Source organism: Polynucleobacter sp. AP-Sanab-80-C2 (genome assembly GCF_035012965.1).
GTDB lineage: Bacteria > Pseudomonadota > Gammaproteobacteria > Burkholderiales > Burkholderiaceae > Polynucleobacter.
Genome location: NZ_JAYGQS010000002.1, coordinates 404,688 through 421,977 on the forward strand (window position 1 = coordinate 404,688; position 17,290 = coordinate 421,977).

Annotated in this window: 16 protein-coding genes and 2 tRNA genes; 12 read left to right on the forward strand and 6 right to left on the reverse strand. The window is 43.9% G+C overall.

Annotation, left to right across the window (positions count from 1 at the left end):
• Nucleotide 1 precedes the first annotated feature (1 nt).
• The 3 genes from VC178_RS05255 to ppx all read left to right on the forward strand — a co-directional run bounded on the left by VC178_RS05255 (nucleotide 2) and on the right by ppx (nucleotide 3,742).
• Nucleotides 2–1,747, forward strand: coding sequence for an alkaline phosphatase (locus tag VC178_RS05255; RefSeq protein WP_323481808.1), 1,746 nt, complete (start codon nucleotides 2–4; stop codon nucleotides 1,745–1,747).
• Between the two features lie 107 nt (nucleotides 1,748–1,854).
• Nucleotides 1,855–2,067, forward strand: a complete 213-nt coding sequence (locus VC178_RS11440) for a GDCCVxC domain-containing (seleno)protein (RefSeq protein ID WP_416350539.1) — start codon at nucleotides 1,855–1,857, stop codon at nucleotides 2,065–2,067.
• A 112-nt stretch (nucleotides 2,068–2,179) separates the two neighbouring features.
• On the forward strand, nucleotides 2,180–3,742 hold the full coding sequence (gene ppx, locus VC178_RS05260) for an exopolyphosphatase (RefSeq protein WP_323481809.1): 1,563 nt from the start codon (nucleotides 2,180–2,182) through the stop codon (nucleotides 3,740–3,742).
• Between the two features lie 69 nt (nucleotides 3,743–3,811).
• Here the strand turns inward: ppx and VC178_RS05265 are convergent, their stop codons facing one another.
• Genes VC178_RS05265 through VC178_RS05280 form a run of 4 tightly spaced genes read right to left on the reverse strand, consistent with a single transcriptional unit; the run spans nucleotide 3,812 to nucleotide 7,033 of the window.
• A complete protein-coding gene (locus tag VC178_RS05265; RefSeq protein ID WP_255534242.1) occupies nucleotides 3,812–4,738 on the reverse strand; it encodes a GNAT family N-acetyltransferase in 927 nt (308 codons plus the stop codon).
• A gap of 43 nt (nucleotides 4,739–4,781) precedes the next feature.
• Complete coding sequence (locus tag VC178_RS05270; RefSeq protein WP_215297053.1) at nucleotides 4,782–5,186, reverse strand: diacylglycerol kinase; 405 nt, start codon at nucleotides 5,184–5,186, stop codon at nucleotides 4,782–4,784.
• A 12-nt stretch (nucleotides 5,187–5,198) separates the two neighbouring features.
• Nucleotides 5,199–6,227, reverse strand: a complete 1,029-nt coding sequence (locus VC178_RS05275) for a glycosyltransferase family 1 protein (RefSeq protein ID WP_323481810.1) — start codon at nucleotides 6,225–6,227, stop codon at nucleotides 5,199–5,201.
• A complete protein-coding gene (locus VC178_RS05280) occupies nucleotides 6,224–7,033 on the reverse strand; it encodes a UDP-2,3-diacylglucosamine diphosphatase (RefSeq protein ID WP_370624067.1) in 810 nt (269 codons plus the stop codon). The genes VC178_RS05275 and VC178_RS05280 overlap by 4 nt, the downstream gene beginning before the upstream one ends.
• Nucleotides 7,034–7,126: 93 nt before the next feature.
• Here VC178_RS05280 and VC178_RS05285 point away from each other — a divergent pair, with 93 nt between their 5' ends.
• Genes VC178_RS05285 through VC178_RS05305 form a run of 5 tightly spaced genes read left to right on the forward strand, consistent with a single transcriptional unit; the run spans nucleotide 7,127 to nucleotide 10,840 of the window.
• Nucleotides 7,127–7,918 carry a lysophospholipid acyltransferase family protein gene (locus VC178_RS05285; protein WP_323481811.1) on the forward strand — a complete coding sequence of 264 codons (792 nt, stop codon included), beginning with the start codon at nucleotides 7,127–7,129 and terminating at the stop codon, nucleotides 7,916–7,918.
• Nucleotides 7,919–7,977: 59 nt separating this feature from the next.
• Nucleotides 7,978–8,883, forward strand: a complete 906-nt coding sequence (gene ppk2, locus VC178_RS05290) for a polyphosphate kinase 2 (RefSeq protein ID WP_215297058.1) — start codon at nucleotides 7,978–7,980, stop codon at nucleotides 8,881–8,883.
• 24 nt (nucleotides 8,884–8,907) lie between these two features.
• The gene (locus tag VC178_RS05295) at nucleotides 8,908–9,756 is read left to right on the forward strand and encodes a hypothetical protein (protein WP_323481812.1); all 849 of its coding nucleotides are present in this window, start codon (nucleotides 8,908–8,910) and stop codon (nucleotides 9,754–9,756) included.
• On the forward strand, nucleotides 9,753–10,319 hold the full coding sequence (locus VC178_RS05300; RefSeq protein ID WP_323481813.1) for a chromate transporter: 567 nt from the start codon (nucleotides 9,753–9,755) through the stop codon (nucleotides 10,317–10,319). The genes VC178_RS05295 and VC178_RS05300 overlap by 4 nt, the downstream gene beginning before the upstream one ends.
• On the forward strand, nucleotides 10,316–10,840 hold the full coding sequence (locus VC178_RS05305) for a chromate transporter (RefSeq protein ID WP_323481814.1): 525 nt from the start codon (nucleotides 10,316–10,318) through the stop codon (nucleotides 10,838–10,840). Before VC178_RS05300 ends, VC178_RS05305 begins: the two co-directional genes overlap by 4 nt.
• Before the next feature lie 6 nt (nucleotides 10,841–10,846).
• Here VC178_RS05305 and VC178_RS05310 read toward each other — a convergent pair whose 3' ends face one another.
• Complete coding sequence (locus tag VC178_RS05310; protein WP_323481815.1) at nucleotides 10,847–12,934, reverse strand: TonB-dependent receptor; 2,088 nt, start codon at nucleotides 12,932–12,934, stop codon at nucleotides 10,847–10,849.
• Nucleotides 12,935–13,008: 74 nt separating this feature from the next.
• On the reverse strand, nucleotides 13,009–13,377 hold the full coding sequence (locus tag VC178_RS05315) for a hypothetical protein (protein ID WP_323481816.1): 369 nt from the start codon (nucleotides 13,375–13,377) through the stop codon (nucleotides 13,009–13,011).
• Between the two features lie 60 nt (nucleotides 13,378–13,437).
• Between VC178_RS05315 and VC178_RS05320 the strand changes: the two genes are divergently transcribed.
• The 4 genes from VC178_RS05320 (at nucleotide 13,438) to VC178_RS05335 (ending at nucleotide 16,839) form a co-directional block, all read left to right on the forward strand.
• Nucleotides 13,438–13,514 (forward strand) — tRNA-Pro (locus tag VC178_RS05320).
• A 36-nt stretch (nucleotides 13,515–13,550) separates the two neighbouring features.
• Nucleotides 13,551–13,627: transfer RNA gene (locus tag VC178_RS05325), tRNA-Arg, on the forward strand.
• Nucleotides 13,628–14,110: 483 nt separating this feature from the next.
• Nucleotides 14,111–15,904 (forward strand): sulfatase-like hydrolase/transferase, encoded by a 1,794-nt coding sequence (locus VC178_RS05330; protein WP_323481817.1) that lies wholly within the window; start codon nucleotides 14,111–14,113, stop codon nucleotides 15,902–15,904.
• A complete protein-coding gene (locus VC178_RS05335; RefSeq protein ID WP_323481818.1) occupies nucleotides 15,901–16,839 on the forward strand; it encodes a hypothetical protein in 939 nt (312 codons plus the stop codon). The genes VC178_RS05330 and VC178_RS05335 overlap by 4 nt, the downstream gene beginning before the upstream one ends.
• Nucleotides 16,840–17,290 lie beyond the last annotated feature (451 nt).

The window sequence follows — 17,290 nt, forward strand, 5'->3', positions numbered from 1 at the left end:
TATGAAAATATCCTATCTCATTAAAGCCGTACTCCCGATTTTGTTTACTTCCTTTGCGGGATTCATTGAGGCGGCTGCGATCTATCCAATTGATCAAGCTAGTATTTTGGCCAGCTCTAAATTCGATATCAAAGTAGAGTTCAATCAAGTAGTTGATCCCAGTAATCTCTCCATCACTATCAATGGAGCACCTGTCAATCAACTGATCACTAGCAAATCAGAATTTATCTCTGACGAAAACGGCAAGGGTAGCTCAGTGATCTATCGGGATGTGCAACTGCCTAAGGCAGGAAAATATGAGTTAGTAGCTCGTACACCACAAGAAAAGTTACAAGTGACTTGGGATGTTTATGCAAGCGGTCCACGTAAAGTAAAAAATGTCATTTTGTTCGTGGGTGATGGCATGACCATTGCCAACCGAACTGCTGCCCGTGTTTTATCCAAAGGCATCACAGAGGGTAAATATCAAGGTAGGCTGGCATTCGATGACATGCCTAGTACGGCGATGATTGGAACTTCGGGCTCTGATTCTTTGATTACCGATTCTGCCAATTCCATGAGTGCTTACACAACAGGACACAAGACTGCTGTTAATGCCATGGGCGTTTATGTTTCTCGTGCCAGCGATAACTTATCTCACCCTAAGGTAGAGACGATCACTGAGTTGCTCAAGCGCAAGACCAAGATGTCAGTAGGCATTGTGTCTGATGCTGAATTACAAGATGCCACGCCAGGAGCTATGGTGGCCCATACAAGACGTCGCGCTGATAAGCAATATATTGCTGATCAATTATTAGCCAGTGGTGCCGAGGTTATTTTAGGCGGTGGTGCTGCTTACTTTTATCCTCAATCGGCAAAAGCATCTAAGCGTAAGGATGAAAAAAATCTCATTGAAGCATTTAAAACCGATGGCTATCATCTGGCCTTTACTAAGCAAGAGTTAATGTCTGCTGCGGATAATAAAAACACGAAAAAATTATTTGGCGTGTTTCATCCAGACAATATGGACGGCTCTTTAGATCGCCTTTTTCTCAAAAAGAATACTGTTGCCCAATTCCCGAATCAACCTGATCTCACAGAGATGACTCAGTCGGCGATAGAGGTCTTATCTAGAAATCCAAATGGATTCTTTTTGATGGTAGAGGCTGCGTTAATTGACAAGTTCAACCACCCATTAGATTGGGAGAGGGCGGCTTTTGATACCATCATGCTGAGCAATGCTGTGCAAATCGCTAAAGATTTTGCCAAAAAGAATCCGGACACACTGATTATTGTGACGCCTGATCATACCCATAGTGGTTCGATCAGTGGCGTAGTTCATGACGATATACCGGGCCCACTGCGCGAGAAGGTGGGCACCTATGCATCGGCAGGATTCCCTAATTATCCTAAGGCAGATGTGCAGGGTTATCCCAATCAAATTGATGTGACTAAACGTCTGGCATTCTTCTACGGCAATTACCCAGATCATTATGAAACCATGCATCCGAAGCTAGATGGGACTTTTGTCCCAGCGGTCAAGAATGATTCTGGAAAATTTGTAGCTAATCCGAAATATATTCAGCTACAAGAAGATGCCATTCATGTGGGTGGCAATTTACCATCTCATCAGGATGTTGGTGTGCATACTGCAGACGATGCCTTGCTCAATGCAATGGGCCCAGGTTCAGAGAAATTCAAAGGCTTTATGGACAACACAGAGGTATTTAAAGTCATGGTGGAGTCTTTGGGTCTTGGCTCAAAATAAATGTCCTGATTTTGAGGTTTGTTACTCATATTAATTAGCTGTCATTGACTGAAACTGCATTCAGTCAATGACACAATACTGAAACATTCCTGGTTCAGTATTGCGCTGTGAATACTAAGCCTGAACTCCTAGAATCAATCCTTACCTGTCCTCATTGCCAAGCCTCTGAGGTCATCAGCATTGAAGTGGGTAGCTCTTACCACCTCTATCGTTGCCATTCTTGCAGTACGATTCTGAAGCCCAAGTCGGGTGATTGCTGCATTTTGTGTAGTTTTGCTAATCGCGATTGCTCAAGCTCTGAGCAAAACTTGGCTGCCTAAACGAGTCCTGCCAAGCCCAGCCCATTAGGCCTGCTGTCATTTTCATCAATGTGTCACGGTTTTTACATAAAATAGACATATTCGATACAGCATTCCATTTTTGGGGAATATTTTGGCAAGTCATCCCGTAGATCCTTTATCTAATCCTGCAGACCTCATTGCTGCAGTGGATTTGGGATCTAATAGTTTCCGGATGCTCATTGCTCAGGCAGTCAATACACCCTCTGGCACTCAACTAAGACCTATAGATACCTTGCGTGAGTCGGTGCGTCTCGCTGCCGGCCTTACAGAGAATAAATTACTTGGTAATGATGCTTACCAAAGAGGCTTAACCGCTATTCGCCGCTTTGGCGAGCGTATTAGAGGCTTTGATCCTGCCAACGTGCGCGCGGTTGCGACAAATACCCTACGGGTTGCAAAAAATGCTCAGCAATTTGTGGATGACGCTCAAATAGCTTTAGGCTTTCCAATCGAAGTGATTGCAGGGGTTGAAGAGGCGCGTTTAATCTATATTGGTGCCGCCCATGAAGTCCAAGCCGTGCAAGGCAATCGTTTGGTGGTTGATATCGGCGGTGGCTCGACAGAATTTATCATCGGCAAAGGCTATGAACCCAAGCTCTTGGAAAGTCTCTACATAGGCTGCGTTTCTCATAGTATGCGTTTTTTCCCCAAGGGAAATATCGATGCACATGAATTTAAAGAGGCGGAGTTAGCTGCCAGGCGGGAAATTCAAGTCATTGCTGGGGCTTATCTCAATTCTGGCTGGAAGCAGGCGATTGGGTCATCAGGTACGGCGAGAGCTCTGGCGGAGCTGATTTCCGCAAATGACCTCAATGGTCACGGGGATAGCCTGAGCATGGGTCGCGCGAATCCCAGCAGCGGTTTGATTACGCGTGAAGGCTTAAAAGCCCTTAAGAAACATTTGCTTAAATATGAGAATGTCAATCAAGTTGAGTTGGTAGGTCTTAAGGATGACAGAAGGTCTGTTTGGCCTGGTGGCTTAGCCATCATGCTGGCGGTATTTGATGAGTTGGGCATCGAAGAGATGGAAGTCACTGATGCGGCTTTAAGAAGCGGCGTCTTATACGATTTACTGGGGCGCTCACAACATCATGATATGCGCTACGTAACTGTTGAACAGTTTATGCAGCGTTATGCGGCTGATCGTGAGCAGGCTAATCGGGTTGGCAAACTGGCGGTTGATTTTTTACAGCAGCTACCAAAGCCTGAGGCAGAGAATAGAGCAGATAATGTGGCTTTGTTGCAGTGGGCGGCTAATTTGCATGAAATCGGCCTTTCAATTTCCCATAATGGTTATCACAAGCATTCAGCTTATATCGCAGCGAATGCCGATATGCCTGGTTTTTCGAAGAATGATCAAGCTAGATTGGCGGCCTTATTGATTGGCCATACTGGCAAGCTTGGAAAGCTTGCAAACAACCATAGCTTTTATGATTGGCGCATGTTGTTTTGCTTGCGCTTAGCTCAAGTGCTGTGCCGTGGTCGTAATGACACCAATTTACCGCGTATTAAAGTTTCTGAACACGATGGATCTTATCTAGTGAGCCTTTCTAAAGAGTGGGCCGCTGAACACCCTCTAACAGAATTTAGTCTAATTAAAGAGGCGGCTGAATGGGAGAGAGTGGGCCGCTCTTATCAAGTCAGCCTGAAGTAATCTGCTGCAGAATAAAAAAAGCCGCTTCACGTGGAAGCGGCCAATTCACCTGAAAATATTTTCTTAGAATTACATCCCCAAGAAATGCTTTGCATAACGTGGATTGATATCTGACAAACGCAGCATGGTCAGTAAGTCTGCAGTATTGAAGTCAGGATCCCATGCTGGAGCGCTACAAATCTTGGCACCCAATTTAAGGTAACCCTTAATCAATGGAGGAGCGTCAACTTCTAGACCACCATTGAGCTTATCTAAGGGCAATGGTAAGCGGGGGAAGGCATGAAACTCAGTTGGCGCCATTTGATCGCTGCCAAGTGAGTTATAGAGACTGGCTGCAAAGTGACCACCGTCTGCCATCGGAATGCTTGCGCAACCGAGCATGATTTCGTAGCCATTTTTCAGCATGTACTGGGCTAAACCACTCCACAGAGCCATGATGACAGCACCAGAGCGATAGTCCTGGTGAACACACGATCTGCCAAGCTCGACTAATTTAGGGCGCAAGTGATCTAAACGGGTGAGGTCAAACTCAGAGTCAGAATACAAGCGACCAATTTCCTTAGCCTTGTGTGGTGGCAGAACGCGATAGGTGCCAACCACCTTAAGTGTGTCTTGATCGCGAATTAATAGGTGGTCACAATAAGCATCAAACTCATCGACATCTAAACCCTCTGGGTTTTGAGAGAGATTTGCGCCCATTTCTTCTGCGAAGACTTTATAACGTAAACGTTGTGCTTCTTTAACCTCACTTGCGCTACTAGCCCATTGAATCTGAAAAGCAGGGCGTTTTGCTTTTGCTGCCTGAGGTACAACGGCAACTGCTTCAGCTGCCGCTAATTCAGCGCGGGCTTTGGTAGCAAATTTTTTCCCAAATAGCTTCTTGGCCAGCTTTTTAGAGAGCTTTTTAATGGGATTTAACTTAGATTGGCTTGGATCCTTTTTCTTTCTAGGAGAAAAGATCTCAAAGGCGCCAATTGGGTTTGGTATATCAGACATAGTTAGCCTTGTGTATGGTTTGTATGATCGTAGAGCGCATTTATTACGGTTTTAAGACAATCGGAATACAGACGGCAGACCACATCAGAACGGCAATAAACAGGGCTAACATGACCGCAGCAGAGCCAAAATCCTTGGCGCGCTTAGAGAGGTCGTGATGTTCAAAGGAGATGCGATCTATGGCCGCTTCAACGCTGGAATTGAGCAACTCAACCACCAATACCATGAGCAAAGAGGCAACTAGCAAAGCCTTTTCCAAATAACTAATTGGCAAAAGGAAGGCGACTGGCGTTAATAAAACGAATAGCGTTAATTCTTGTCTAAAAGCACTTTCTTCTTGAAAGGCATAAACTAAGCCACACCAAGAATTCTTAGCTGCATGCCATGCTCTAGCAAGTCCACGATTCCCTTTGTGGGGGTTTTGATCTATGTGATAGGGGGAGGTCAAAACAAGCCCTTATTAAGCAATGGCAGTAACATGCACATCAGTCGTTGGTACCGGCTTGAGATGTTTTGCAAACTCTTCAGAAGCGGCTCTCCATGAAAATTTCTCAGCGTGCGCACGGGCAACTTCACGAGGAATTTTTAATGCTTCGATACAGGCCACACGTAAATCTTCATTCATGGCGCCCGCTTTGGAATTCCCGAGAACATCAATGGGGCCGGTAACGGGATAAGCCGCCACAGGAGTACCGCAAGCCATGGCTTCTAGTAAAACAAGTCCAAACGTATCAGTCTTACTAGGAAACACGAATACATCAGCTGCTGCATAGACTTTGGCAAGCTCATGCTGTTGCAGAACACCAAGATAGTTCACTTCAGGATATTTTTCTTTAATGCCCGCCATCGCTGGACCATCGCCAACTACCCATTTAGACCCTGGTAAATCGATCTCTAAAAATGCATTGATGTTCTTTTCAATCGCCACTCGGCCAACATACAAAAATATGGGGTGTGCAGTATTAAGAGTCTTGGATTCTTGCATTTTGAAAATATCCAAATCAACACCGCGTGACCACAGAACCACATTATTCAGACCGTATTTCTCAAGGTCATCTTTCACAACAATCGTTGGTGCCATCACTGCCATTGAAGGGCCATGGAACCAGCGAATAAAGGCATAAGTGATTACCAGCGGAATACCAGTACGTGCTTTTACATACTCTGGGAAACGGGTGTGATACGCAGTAGAGAAGGGTAGATTGTTCTTAACAGCGTATGAGCGGGCAGATAAACCTAAAGGACCTTCTGTAGCAATATGCATGGCATCGGGAGCAAACTCTTTGATACGACGGGCTACTTCTTTGCCTGGAAATAAGGAGAGCGCGATATCTGGATAAGTCGGGCAAGGGATGGATTTAAATCCATTGGGCGTAATCATTTCAACCTCATGACCCATCGCAGTCAATTCAGCACGGGTTTGCTTGAGGGTGCGAACAACGCCATTTACCTGTGGATCCCATGCGTCAGTGATGATCATAATTTTCATAGCACAGCCTCTTTCAGAAGTGATTCAACAGCAGGTTGGAAGGCAATTTCAGGAGTTTCAACAGGTTCACCTTTGATATAGGGCCAGTGAACAATTTTTAGCTCACCCGTATGGGTTTCAACTAAGGCGGTTAAACTTTCGACCCAGTCGCCATCGTTGCAGTAGAGCAAACCATCAATCTCACGGATTTCTGCTTTATGGATGTGGCCACAGACAACTCCGTCGCATCCGCGCAGACGGGCTTCTCTAGCCATAATATGCTCGAAGTCAGCGATGTAACTCACTGCATTCTTGACTTGATGCTTCAAGTATTGAGAGAGTGACCAATACTGCAAGCCCATTTTAACTCGCAGCATATTGAAGTAACGATTAATATAGAGAATGAAGGAGTAGAGCGTATCACCAACATAGGCAAGCCATTTGGCGTACTGCATTACTCCATCAAAAAGATCGCCATGGGTAACCCAGAGCTTCTTACCATCTAAAGTGGTGTGAATTACTTCTTCAACAACCTTCACATCGCCGAAAGAGAGTCCAAAAAATTGACGGGCGCTTTCATCATGGTTGCCGGGTACGTAAATCACTTCAGCTCCCTTACGAGCCTTACGTAATAGTTTTTGTACGACGTCGTTATGAGCCTGTGGCCAGTAGAATGACTTCTTTAAACGCCAGCCATCAATGATGTCACCAACGAGATAAAACTTATCGGCTTCGTTATGCTTTAAAAAATCGAGGAGGTAGTTTGCCTGACACCCTGATGTTCCTAGGTGTACGTCTGAAATCCAGATGGCTCTGTAATGCATCATGAAACCGTATTAAGCCAAGCCACTATGTAAGCATCATGACATTTTTAAGTCAGTTTGATGACGCAAGGCATTTGCTTTATATTGAAGCCGTATATGAGTATTCCTCCAGCATTCATTGAGAAAGAAACCCCTTTTATTACCCGTTTTGGTCTATGGATGGCCATTTGGGCTCATACTCTTTCTGGGGTAGCAACCCTCTTCATGGTGTTTCCATTCGCTAATCTGAAAACCAGACACTTTCATATTCAGCAGTGGTCAATAAAGCTGCTGAAGATTTTTGGCATTCAATTGCGGGTGATGAACCCAGGTATTCTGCCGAGCAATTCCTATTTACTGGCGTCCAATCATATTTCCTGGCTAGATATTCATGCTATCAACGCCTTCAAACCCATTCGGTTTGTGGCTAAGTCTGAGGTAGAAAAGTGGCCTATATTTGGATGGATGGCAAAACAGTTAGGTACGGTTTTTATCAAACGGGATAGCTCTAGACATGCCCATGTGGTGGTGGGGGAGATGAGTGCCGTACTGAAATCGGAGTCAGTCTGTATTTTTCCCGAGGGCACTTCCACCATCGGTGAAACCGTGCGTTCTTTTAAGCCAAACTTATTCGAGGCTGCTGTGATGGCAGATTTGCCGGTCTACAACCTAGCAATTCGCTATTTGTCCAAGGCATCTGGTCAACGCTCAGATGTGCCTGCTTTTGTAGGAGATATGGGGCTTTTGGAGTCAATGAGCAAGATTCTCAAAAACCGGAATTTGATTGCGGAGCTCACCTTTTTTCCACCCCCTGCCGCAACGCCTGAGCAGCCAAGTGATCGAAAATGGCTGGCTCTGCATAGCCATGAGCAAATTGCCAAGTACCTAAGCTCGTCAAATACCTTGTAGTCTGTAACAATAATGTCATAAGTTAGGGCGTAAACTTCACATTATTCAGTGGAAATAAGATGACTTCAAAGCATACAGAGATGGCAGAGTGGTATCAACGTGCTCAAGAAGAGATTCTTGATAGCATGGATGAAGAGCTCGAAATGGAGCTTGATGACGATCGTCTCTCGCCTGATGGTGAAGCTGGTTCCCAAGTCCCTCGCAATGTTTACTTTAAAGAGCTCTTCAGATTGCAGGGAGAACTTGTAAAGCTCCAAGATTGGGTCGTTGCGAATAATGTAAAAGTAGCTGTGCTGTTTGAAGGTCGCGACTCAGCCGGTAAGGGTGGGGCTATTAAGCGGATTACCCAGCGCCTGAATCCGCGCGTTTGTAAAGTGGTGGCTTTGCCTGCGCCAAATGAACGTGAAAAGACGCAGTGGTATTTCCAAAGATATATTTCTCACCTGCCAGCTGGCGGTGAGATAGTGTTATTCGATCGCAGTTGGTATAACCGTGCTGGCGTTGAAAAAGTGATGGGCTTTTGTACTGACGCAGAGTATGAAGAGTTCTTGAGAACCGTTCCTGATTTAGAGCGCATGATGATTCGCTCTGGTGTTATCTTGATTAAATACTGGTTCTCAATCTCAGATGATGAGCAGTACAACCGTTTCATGATGCGTATTCACGATCCATTGAAACAATGGAAACTCAGCCCAATGGACTTAGAGGCTCGTCGCTTATGGGAGCAGTACACCAAAGCAAAGGAAACGATGCTGGAGCGCACGCATATTCCGGAAGCCCCTTGGTGGGTAGTAGCGGCCAATGATAAGAAAAAAGCCCGCTTAAATTGCATTACGCATTTACTAAACCAGATCCCTTATAAAGAGATCGATCACCCTGTGATTACGCTACCGGCCCGCGTTCACAACCCTGATTACCTCCGTGGACCGGTGCCACCAGAGATGTACGTCCCTCAAGTCTATTAATCCTCGCGGTATAGTGATAATCTCTTGCAAACAGAGGTTATTGTGAAAAAAATCCACCCGTCGATTACCAATAGAGAATTTAAGCTACTCATCAAGCCCAAAGGCTTAGATCGTCGCAGCAAAATCACCGCGCTTAGCGAACAGCTGATCAAGTTTTGCAAGAAAAACAAGGTTGATTTTTTTCATCTAGATAATGCTAATACCGGTTTGCGTAACATTTATTTTTATGACACGCCGGGCGAAGATTTTCGCCTGAACAATATTATTTTACGTGTCCGAGAATCACGCCAAAATGTTTGGGTGGATGATTACGCGGAGGTCACGCTGAAATGTCGTGCACATGAGATGGATCATGCTTCTAACTTTGACCCGACACCGCAGAAAAAGATCAAATCTCGGATTCGCTTTAAAGAAGAAATTCTCCGTGGAGATGGGCTGGGTACACAACGTCAAATATATTCAAATAATGCTATCTTAGATGCTGTTCCGATTGATGATCTTTTTGATAGAACGCTCAGCAGCGCTAATAAATTCTTTCCTGGTCTTGCTAAACTCGCCATTGATAAAAAATCACCGCTACGTATTGTGGGCGGATCAACCAATAAAATATTAGAGGCCTGCTTGCCATTGGGTAATCTCGTCTTTGGTGATGGCGTTCAGGCACATTGTGATATTGCTATTTGGATGAAAAGTGCGGGAGACCCTATTGTTGGGGAGCTGGCTTTTTCATATCGAGTCAACGATGAAAACCGAGCACAAGCTAAAGCCCATAAGCGAGCAGATAAATTCTTCAAACAACTTCAAATTGAGCTTGCCGATTGGCTAGAAATAGGGAGCACTAAAACTGCTTTGATCTATGGAAAGCCTGAATGAGCCTTGAAAACCCTAGTGGGGATAAAGTCAAGGTCACTCTGAGTGATTTATTTATACAGTTTTTGATTATTGGTGCAGTGAGTTTTGGTGGTGGAATCATTGCTTACGAGCGGATTCTTCTCATTGAAAAACGAAATTGGCTCAGCGCTGATGAATTCATGGGTTACTTGGCTATTAGTCAAACCATGCCTGGTTTAAATTCAGTGAACTTAGCAGTGCTCGCTGGCGATCATTTGCGGGGAATCTGGGGTGCAGTGATTGCTGCATTAGGATTAATTCTTCCGGGATCTCTTTTTGTCTTAATCATTGGCATTGCTTATACCAATAACAATAATCATCCACTCGCAAATCTGCTTTTAACTGGGATTGCCGCTGGCGCATGCGGTTTATTGGCTGCGATTACATACCGTATTGGCGATGAGCACTGGAAGCATTTGAAATCCGTCATCATCATTGCTTGTACCTTCGGACTTATGAGCATTGCAAAACTTTCTTTGCCTTTGGTTCTGTTAATCATGGCGCCGATTTCTATCTATCTATATAGGCCAAAACTACAGTCATGAGTTTGCTAGTTCAACTCGCACTCACCTTTAGTCTTTTATCGATCCTGGCTGTTGGGGGAGGTACTGCTGTCTTGCCAGAGATGCAAACTCTTTTGGCTCATCAATTTGATATTACTCATGCACAATTTGTTCATATCTATAGTATTGGTCAGGTAGCGCCTGGCCCCAATATGTTGATGGTGCTTATTATTGGTTTCAAAGTTGCAGGAATAGTGGGTGCGGGTATTGTGCTGCTGGCCTTTTTTCTACCTTCTAGTATTTTGTGTTTTTATGCAGGTCGCCTATGGAGTCATTTTGCTCATAATCCCTGGCGACGCACTATTCAGAGTGCTTTAGAGCCTATCTCTATTGGATTGATGGCATCTGGCGTGTATGCCGTTGCTAAGGCATCAATCGTCAGCCCAATGACTCTGATCTTGGCGCTGTGTACGCTTTACTTGATTCTGAGAACCAAGATCAATCCCGTTTTTGTAATCTTAGGATCAGGCATGCTGGGTTTTATTTATCTGCGATTTTTTTAAGTTAGTTCAAAACGCTGCTCTGACTCCAAGCATTAAGCTTCTTCCTGGTTGAGGCGCGTAGAGTCTTACTGCCATAGGTGATGTTGCATAGCGAATTTCCTCATTGAGAAGATTCTTCAGTGCCATATATCCAGTCCAATTGACTTTACCAATTCGCTCTGTGTAGGAGAGATTGGCATTTAAGAGCTTATAACTCGGGGTAGGACCAATTTCCCAGCTTGCTAGCCTGTTCTGTTGATAGCTATAAATATAGGTAGCACTGGTAAGCCAACCATCACGTTGATAAGCGAGTTCACTACCGAGTCTGGGTGCTGGCTGTAAAGGTAAATTACCACCAGCATCGAAGCTTCCTTGCGATACATCACCAAATAGCCTTCCACCAATACCTGTTTGATTCCAGTTATAGGTCAATTCTCCTTCGGCACCGCGGATATTGGCGTTTGCTTGGGAAGCTTGTACCACTGAGAAGTTGTCATTCGTACTGCTATAAGAGCCTGTATAAAAACCATAGATGTAATTACTAAATTGATTGCGATAGACGCTCACCTTGCTCCGCATGAGCCCTAAAGTTTTCTGAAAACTCAATTCAAGATTATGTGACGTTTCTGTACCTAAATTGGAATTACCGATGTCAAAAGTAGCAGTGGAATCATGCGGACCATAGGAGTAAAGCTCTTGTGGTGTTGGTGCCCTCTGTGAAACGGTATAGGCCAAACCCAAACCATAACCGCGAGCTACATCAAGCATGCCACCAGCAGAGTAAGACATCAGATTGAACTGTCGGTTTTGAATGGTTGGTGGTCCATAGGTATTTGGAGTAAATCCTTGTGAACTCGTACTCGGAAATTGTGTGGCTGAATTGGGATTTTGGGCAGCATAGTTATAGCGCGCTCCTAGACTGCTCTTCAGGGGTCCGTAACGACCTTCCTCAACCCAAAATAGTGCGGTGGAGTTCGATTTTGTCTGCGGCACGATAGCATAGTTATTGGTATTTAAATCCATCGCATTCAGAGTAGCTCCGATTACTTGTGCGCCAATCACTCCTTTCGACCCTAGCAGTTCTTTGTGGGTAAGCTCTAAACGCGCTTCCGATGCAGTGTTATTCCACTGCGTTGATGCCACACCATTGTTAGTAAATTCAGTATGTTGATAATTGGTGTTAGCTGCACTAATCTTGATCGATGAAAAACCGTCAAAGGGATCGTTGGCTTGATGGGCAAAGTCATAACGATTTTGTGACTGCTGAATAAATCCACCCTCAGCAGTGGGTATGCCGTAGTTATGATTCATACGTTCTAAGGAGACACCGGTATAACCGTCTGATCTTAAATAGGATGCGCCTAATCCCAAACTATTTTGATTGCTAAATGAGAATGGAAGCTTTCCACTATAGGGTACGTTCACGGTTTGCCCAGGATTGATTGACCAATTGGCATTGGGACCCCCTTGTTCAGCAAACCCCGGAATACGGTAATTATTTGAGTTGCTAATTGTCGAATCAAAATGTAATGCTAATGGGCCAGCAGGCGCATCTAATTCAATATTTGCGGTTTTACCTTGGTTGACTGTTTCATAGCTGGTATTCATGGCTCCAGACAGGGCATCTGGCATTGAGGTGACGATGCGATCATTCACCACATTCACTAGACCACCACTAGAACCCGATCCATATAGAAGGGCAGATGCACCCCGCAAGATTTCAATTTGATGCGTGTTTTGCATCGGATTAGCTACTGCGTGATCAGCGGAGATGCTTGATACATCACCAACGGATAAACCATTTTGCAAAATCTGCACTCGAGCACCTTCAAGTCCTCGTATTACCGGTCTAGATGCACCCGAACCATAACCCGTTGCTGAGATACCTAGCTCATTTGCCAGAGTTGCTCCAAGCGTGCCACTCAGTTTGTTTTGTAAATCATCACCTGAAAGCACCTTATTAGGTGATAAAAACCCTTTACCATCATCGAGCACGCCGCTGACATTGAGTTGCAATGATGGTTCAGCATTACTTTGCGGCCATGCTGAAAAACTAGCGATCGAAGTAGCTAGTAATAATACATATCGAAATGTGGAGTAATGCCTGTAATTCATATTTCATCCAAGATCACCAAAAAGTGGTGATGATTAAAACGGCAGGTATCCAACCTTATTAGTTGGTACGGGTTTTAAAGGATGTCAGCAGGGGGAGCGCGTGATTGGTAAGCCGATTGGGCAGCTTGCGCAAAGTGAAATTCTAGGGGGCTGGCTAGAACGAAGCTAGTAGTTTGAGATAGCAGCACTCCAATGAATGCTTCTGGTATGAAACCAGCTAAAGTTAAGGCATCAAGAAGATGGCAAATATCTGAGCTGTGAACCGATGTGGGAGCAAATTCATCTGCGGATGATGGGCTAATACTTTGTTGCTGAATACTTGCGTGGCTAATACTGTGAGCAAAGCCAATCCAATGGGTTCCCATCATGCAAGCCATAAGCAAAGCCACTGCGAGAGCAGCGTGAACTTGCTTTGTTAATTTGCTGGAAAAATAGGCAACCATGCTCCGAATCTTACAGGATTTGCCTGTAATAGCCCTGTCGGTGTAGAATGTTGGTTCCGTCGGAGTGTAGCGCAGCCTGGTAGCGCACCTGCTTTGGGAGCAGGGGGTCCAAGGTTCGAATCCTTGTACTCCGACCACTTTCCTGATTGTTCTAGATACAGACCCAGCATATTCTGCCCATAGCTCAGCTGGATAGAGCAACGCCCTTCTAAGGCGTAGGTCGCACGTTCGAATCGTGCTGGGCAGGCCAAATTCTCCTAATTAATAGTGTTTCAGGCTGATTGATTGTGGTCTATTGTTGCTAATCATGATCTAGCTTGAGTAGCGCGAGAGTGGCCTTGGGTGGGGCGTGGCGGATCCTGGGTGACTATTTGCGACTCAGACGAACTTTTGACCCTGGTGGTCGGGTGTCGGTTTGTCCCGACATTATTATGGGGCCTCTCTCTTTAACCCATAAATAGAGACCCAAAAAATCTGTTTATTACTTAATCAATACAGCTGGTGAGTTTGGAATACTTCACGATGATTTTGCCAATGCTTGAAATTGAGCTAAGAGATTTTGGCACTACTTTAGGGCAAGCACCTGCTAAGAGTCTTAGGGTAAGAGACTAGTATGGAGCGCTAATCTTTTAAGAATAATTGTGGTAAACATTACCCATAGTAATTTTTTATTTTATTAGGTTGAGATTTCACTCAAATAAAACTTAGTTTTTTTAAACCTTAAGGGACTTAAATGAAAAAGCAAACCAGTAATGAGCCTAAAAATCAATCTCGCCGTGATTTATTAACCTCCGGTGCAGCTGTTATTGGCGGCTCGTTATTGCCTGGAGGAATATCGAGTACGCAAGCACAATCTAGTTCTAACAAGCTCCCTCAGGTTGATGCACCTTCCGGTTACAACATCCTTTTTGTTTTGGTAGACCAAGAACATTTTTTTGATAAGTGGCCCGTTCCTGTTCCAGCCCGTGAAGCCATCAAGAAAAAAGCAATTACATTTTTAAATCATCAAAATGCTACTGTTCAATGTTCTTCAGCTCGTTCAGTTATATATACAGGTCAACATATTCAACACTCTGGAATATTTGATAACCTCAATTTTTTATGGCAGCCTGACTTATCCTCAAAAGTAAAAACCATTGGGCATCGTCTCAATGAGCTTGGTTACTATCCTGCTTACCAAGGCAAGTGGCATCTTTCTTATAATATGGATCAAGCAAAGCATGCTTACAATGCGCCTCTAGATACCTATCGTAAGATTATTGAAGGGTATGGCTTTCATGACTTTTTAGGTTTTGGAGATATTTGCGATAAAGAGTTGGGTGGCTACACTTTTGATAAAGCTAACGTTGCCTCTGCTGTTGCATGGCTTCGCAATCAAGGACAAAAATTAAAAGCAAAAAAACAGCCTTGGTATCTGGCTGTCAATATTGTTAATCCTCATGATGTCGCATACTACAACTCTGATTTACCCTCTGAAAATCAACAGCAAAACAGCGCTGCTATTCCGGTTCCTAGAGCGCCAACAGATGATTTATATAAAGCAACTTGGGATAGTTATCCATTGCCAGAGAGTCGTAAGCAGGCATTAGATGCCCCCGGCCGTCCTGCTGCTCACAAGATTTATCAAGAAGCTTGGAATGCAGTTTGCGGAAACTGGCCCAATGAAGATCGGCGCTGGAGATCGTTATTGAACTACTATTTCAATTGCATTCGTGATAGCGATGAGAATGTAGCCGCTGTTATGCAAGGCCTTAAAGATAGTGGTATGGAAGACAATACGATTGTTATCTTTACTGCCGACCATGGTGAATTAGGCGGCTCCCATCAAATGCGCGGCAAAGGAACTACGGCTTATAAAGAGCAAAATCATTTACCACTCATGATTATTCATCCAGCATTCCCAGGTGGCAGAGAATGCAAAGCTGTCACATCACAAGTAGATTTAGCCACAACAATTATTTCATTAACGGGAAAAGATGCCGCCTCTAGGAAAAAGGCTGCAGAGGGTCTTCCAGGTCGTGATTTGGTGCCGCTATTGAAAAATCCTGAGTCAGCTGATCTTGAGTCACTAAGACCAGGAGCTCTTTACAATTTTAATATGCTTTCGTTTGTAGACGCAAAGTGGGCAAGAAGAACGTATCCATGGATGTTTAGTGGCCATGTGCCAACGCAAGAGGAAATAAAGCTTCTGACAGTTAATGAACCAAATTTCTCAACACGCTCAGCAATGAGAAGCGTATCAAATGGTCGCTATCGTTTTTCTCGATACTTTTCCCCATTGAAATTTAATACACCAACTACCTTTGAAGAGTTGATAGCTAATAATGATTTAGAACTTTTTGATTTGAAAAATGATCCAGCTGAAATGAATAATTTGGCGATGAATCCTAAGCAAAATTCCGATCTTATTATGGCTATGAATCAGCTAACTAATGATTTAATTACAAAAGAAGTTGGTATTGACGATGGTAATTTCTTGCCGATCAGAAAGGGTAAATGGTATTTCCCAAATAAAAATCAGAGGTGATTGTAGACTTTATGCGGATATATAAGCAATTTAATTTTTTTAGATTTTATGTAGGCTTTTTGCTATGTATATCTGCTCTAAATGCGCAATCTGAATCCGATACTTCTTTCGCCGACTACTCTCATTCACATATTTTTAGTAGCGTAGGTAATGCTCAGTCAGCTAATCAGGAAACAGTTGCACTTGGTCAAAAAGGGCCACTGCCTATTTCAGCCTTTGGAAACGTACAGAAGTGGACCAACGGTCCTGCACCAGTTAATCTTATTACTCAAGTAGTTCAGGGCGCCTTTAAGGTTGATGATCATTGGAAAATAGTAGCGAGTGAGCTTTATCAAAAACAGGGGCCAATTAATCTAACTAATAGTGTCATAGGTTCAAGTTATAAGCCCAACAAAGACTGGAGTATTAATAGTTATGTTGGCGTGGGAACTAATATGCTTTATACCTATAAATACTCATTAATGCTTTCACCACAATACATACTTCCAATTGTCAAAGATGGTATGAAAGTATTTTCTGCTGAAACTGCAGTTAACTATCAAGTATTTGAGCTAGGTAGCTTTTCACAAATAACTCCAAAGATTAATTGGCAGGTTAGCGAATATTTGCCACCAATTAGCATTGCCTATGCTTTTGGTAATTTTCAAAATTCGACTATAACCACAATTAATAATTACAATGTACCAAAGATAATAAATGGTGCCACGATAAGCGCTTCCTTGAAAACTACTGAAAAATCTTTTTTAATGATCAACTATTCTCCAGAAAACAAACAATTGATCGGGGGAATGCAGTCTATATCCAATACTGTAGCAGCAACATTTAACTACATGATCGCAGATAAACTTCATCTTTCTGCATTTAGCCAATATGGAAATACTAGAGGCGTTGGTACTACAGTTGCCCTAGGCGGTGGTTTATCGTTTGCTTTTTAATGCTGTGAATTTCTCCTGATATCTGCCAAAGTCCGCTTTGGGTCTTAGCAGCTATCCATCGGTAGGTAGGGTTAAGGTCTGCTTTGCGATCAACAACAGCCCATCTCGGCCCTGACGCTGTGGTGTCGGTTTAACCGACTCCACATCTGTTGATGCCACACACCACATAGTCAATTCCACTTCGAACCACAGATCTCGGTGCCGATTGAACACCTAATCTTGCCAGGCTTATGTCATTGTCTAAGCTATTGATTAACCTCATTTTTAAAGCTTCTAAGGCGTAGGTCGCACGTTCGAATCGTGCTGGGCAGGCCACTAATTTAAGGTCCGTACCGGACACATGGTTTACATCCGGTACCGACCACATAGTTTACAGTTGCCGTTCACCCCAATACTTTGGGACCAAATGGATTCTCTAGGGCACTAACTTTATGAGATTCCATATCAAAGT